The sequence below is a fragment of the Flavobacterium sp. W22_SRS_FK3 genome, assembly GCF_052113665.1.
In the GTDB taxonomy this organism is placed as follows: Bacteria; Bacteroidota; Bacteroidia; order Flavobacteriales; family Flavobacteriaceae; genus Flavobacterium.
Window position 1 is genome coordinate 1 of record NZ_JBGQOF010000064.1, and the last position, 1,549, is coordinate 1,549.

1 protein-coding gene is annotated in these 1,549 nt (G+C 37.5%); it reads left to right on the plus strand.

What is annotated here, in order from left to right:
• Window positions 1–1,549: non-ribosomal peptide synthetase (locus tag ACEN2I_RS19940; RefSeq protein WP_441767829.1), on the plus strand; the 1,549-nt coding region annotated here is incomplete at both ends.

Consider the following 1,549-nt stretch of genomic DNA (forward strand, 5'->3'; position numbering starts at 1 on the left):
CATCAGCTGACACCATTTGAAAAGGTTGTTGATCGCGTGATTACGACGCGTGATATGAGCATGAGCCCGTTGTTTCAGGTTTTATTTGTATTGCAAAATAAGGATGCCAATTTTGGAGAAAAAGATAGGGGTTTAACTGATATTACCATTTCAGGATACGAGTTCGATACCGCTACTTCCAAGTTTGATTTGACATGCAGTGTGTCAGAGAGTGATCATGGTATTTCGCTGGAGATAAATTACTGCACGGCTTTATTTGATAAGACAACGATTGATAGAATGCTGTTTCATTATCAAGAATTGCTGGTTAGTATTGTAGACAATATTACGCAGCCGATAAGTGGTCTGTCTATACTAACCAAAGGAGAAGAACATCAATTATTGGATATTTTCAATAGTACCGATGTTGGATATCCAAAAGATAAAACGTTGATAGATTTATTTACCGAAGAGGTTAAACGCACACCAAATGCTATCGCATTGGTTTTTGAAGACAAGAAATTAAGTTATGAAGAATTAGAGCAACGCTCGAATCAGCTGGGCCATTATTTACGAGAACAAGGTGTACAACCCGATGACCTTGTGGGGATCTGTTTGGAGCGCAGTTTAGAGATGCTTGTTGGTATTCTGGGGATCTTAAAATCGGGAGGCGCTTATGTTCCGATCGATCCGGAATATCCTTCAGATCGTATAGATTATATGCTTACAGATGCGGGTATTGGTTTGGTTTTAAGTAGTGAAAGCAGTAGTGGAGTTATCAAGGAAAGAGAAAATTTATCAGTTCTGTGTCTGGATAAAGATTGGGATGTTCTCTCAGGTTATCCCATAACAGCACTCAGCACTGTAGTATCTGGCTCTAACTTGGCTTATGTGATATATACATCGGGAAGTACGGGTATTCCTAAGGGCGTTTTGATAACGCATGAAAATGTAGTTCGCTTGTTCAAAAATGAATCTTCTTTATATGATTTTGGATCAACTGATGTTTGGACTTTGTTTCATTCATTTTGTTTTGATTTTTCAGTATGGGAAATGTATGGAGCGTTATTACATGGAGGTCGTTTAGTAATTGTTCCTAAGGTTTTTACGAAAGATGCTATTTCATTTAGGGAATTATTAATAAAAGAAGGGGTAACAGTTTTAAATCAAACCCCTGGTTCCTTTTATGCCCTTCAGGAAGAATTTCTATCAGGGCATCTAGCACATTCGCTGCGTTATGTAATTTTTGGAGGAGAGGCATTAAATTCAACCTATTTGAGCCAATGGAAGAGTTCTTATCCGGATTGTAAATTAATAAACATGTATGGTATTACAGAGACTACTGTGCATGTTACTTATAAAGAGATTTTGGATTCAGATACTAAAAGTTTGATTAGCAATATAGGTTCTTCCATTCCTACTTTATGCTGTTATATAGTAGATGCCCATTTAAATTTAGTTCCGATAGGGGTAGAGGGTGAGTTGTGTGTTTCAGGAGCAGGAGTCGCCCGAGGTTATTTAAACAGGGAAGAATTAACTCGGGAGAAGTTTATAGCAAATCCATTTAAAG